Origin of the sequence: Streptomyces racemochromogenes (genome assembly GCF_044129415.1) — a bacterium.
GTDB classification, from domain to species: Bacteria; Actinomycetota; Actinomycetes; order Streptomycetales; family Streptomycetaceae; genus Streptomyces; species Streptomyces racemochromogenes_A.
In genome coordinates this window covers 1-1,746 of the sequence record NZ_JBBDHD010000282.1, presented here as the reverse complement: position 1 = coordinate 1,746, position 1,746 = coordinate 1, and the positions used below count along the sequence as shown (strand labels likewise).

Annotated in this window: 1 protein-coding gene and 3 pseudogenes; all 4 read left to right on the top strand. The window is 71.1% G+C overall.

Annotation, left to right across the window (positions count from 1 at the left end):
• Nucleotides 1–106: pseudogene (locus tag WDV06_RS36810) on the top strand (phosphoadenylyl-sulfate reductase); the annotation flags it as partial.
• Nucleotides 107–150: 44 nt separating this feature from the next.
• Complete coding sequence (gene cysC / locus WDV06_RS36805; protein ID WP_395514151.1) at nucleotides 151–696, top strand: adenylyl-sulfate kinase; 546 nt, start codon at nucleotides 151–153, stop codon at nucleotides 694–696.
• Nucleotides 693–1,571 (top strand): annotated as a pseudogene (cysD, locus tag WDV06_RS36800) (sulfate adenylyltransferase subunit CysD); the annotation flags it as partial. The gene cysC and the pseudogene cysD, both read left to right, overlap by 4 nt.
• Nucleotides 1,481–1,746, top strand: a pseudogene (locus WDV06_RS36795) (hypothetical protein); the annotation flags it as partial. The pseudogenes cysD and WDV06_RS36795, both read left to right, overlap by 91 nt.

Below are 1,746 nucleotides of genomic sequence, written 5' to 3'. Positions count from 1 at the left end.
CTCCGTCGGCTGCGCCCCCTGCACCCGCCGGGTCGCCGAGGGCGAGGACGCCCGGGCCGGCCGCTGGGCCGGGCGCGGCAAGACCGAGTGCGGACTGCACGGCTGATGACCACCACAACCACGGACACCACGGAACCTACGGAGAAGCGGATGAGCGTGACCGGCCAGGGAGCCACCGTGTGGCTGACCGGTCTGCCCAGCGCGGGCAAGACCACCATCGCCTACGCGCTGGCGGAGCGGCTGCGCGCCGAGGGCCACCGGGTGGAGGTCCTCGACGGCGACGAGATCCGCGAGTTCCTCTCCGCCGGACTGGGCTTCGGCCGCGAGGACCGGCACACCAACGTGCAGCGGATCGGCTTCGTCGCCGAACTCCTCGCGAGCAACGGCGTCAAGGCCCTCGTCCCGGTCATCGCCCCCTTCGCCGACAGCCGCGAGGCCGTCGCGAAGCGGCACGCCGCGGCCGGTACGAGCTACCTCGAAGTGCACGTCGCGACCCCGGTCGAGGTGTGCTCCGAGCGGGACGTGAAGGGCCTGTACGCCAAGCAGGCGGCGGGCGAGATCTCCGGTCTGACCGGCGTCGACGACCCGTACGAGGCACCGGAAGCCCCCGACCTGCGCATCGAGTCGCACACGCAGACCGTGCAGGAGTCGGCGTCCGCCCTGCACGCACTGCTCACCGAGAGGGGTCTGGCATGACCACCGCCGCGCACCTGCACACCGAGTCCGGTTCCGACGCGCCCTACGCGCTGTCGCACCTCGACGCCCTCGAATCCGAGGCGGTGCACATCTTCCGCGAGGTGGCGGGCGAGTTCGAGAAGCCGGTGATCCTCTTCTCCGGCGGCAAGGACTCCATCGTCATGCTGCACCTGGCGCTCAAGGCCTTCGCCCCCGCGCCGGTGCCCTTCGCCCTGCTGCACGTGGACACCGGCCACAACTTCCCCGAGGTGCTCGCCTACCGCGACCGCGCCGTGGAGAAGCACGGCCTGCGCCTGCACGTTGCCTCCGTCCAGGAGTACATCGACGCCGGCAAGCTCCGCGAGCGTCCGGACGGCGTCCGCAACCCGCTGCAGACCGTCCCCCTCACCGAGGCCATCCAGCAGCTGAAGTTCGACGCCGTGTTCGGCGGCGGCCGCCGCGACGAGGAGAAGGCCCGCGCCAAGGAGCGCGTGTTCTCCCTGCGCGACGAGTTCTCCCAGTGGGACCCCCGCCGCCAGCGCCCCGAGCTCTGGCAGCTCTACAACGGCCGCCACGCCCCCGGCGAGCACGTCCGCGTCTTCCCGCTCTCCAACTGGACCGAGCTGGACGTGTGGCAGTACATCGCCCGCGAGAACATCGAACTGCCGGAGATCTACTTCGCCCACGAACGGGACGTCTTCCAGCGCAACGGCATGTGGCTGACCGCCGGCGAATGGGGCGGCCCCAAGGACACCGAGCCGGTGGAGAAGCGCCTGGTGCGCTACCGCACCGTCGGCGACATGTCCTGCACCGGCGCCGTCGACTCCGACGCCACCGACCTGGACGCCGTGATCGCCGAGATCGCCGTCTCCCGCCTCACCGAGCGGGGTGCGACCCGCGCCGACGACAAGCTGTCCGAGGCCGCGATGGAAGACCGCAAGCGCGAAGGGTACTTCTAGCCATGACGACCACCACCGAGCAGCTCAGCGCCACCACGCTGCTGCGCTTCGCCACCGCGGGTTCCGTCGACGACGGCAAGTCCACCCTGGTGGGCCGGCTGCTGCACGACTC

Coding starts and splice junctions, on each gene's coding strand:
- cysC (WP_395514151.1), top strand. CDS start 151: ATGAGCGTGACCGGCCAGGGAGCCACCGTGTGGCTGACCGGTCTGCCC.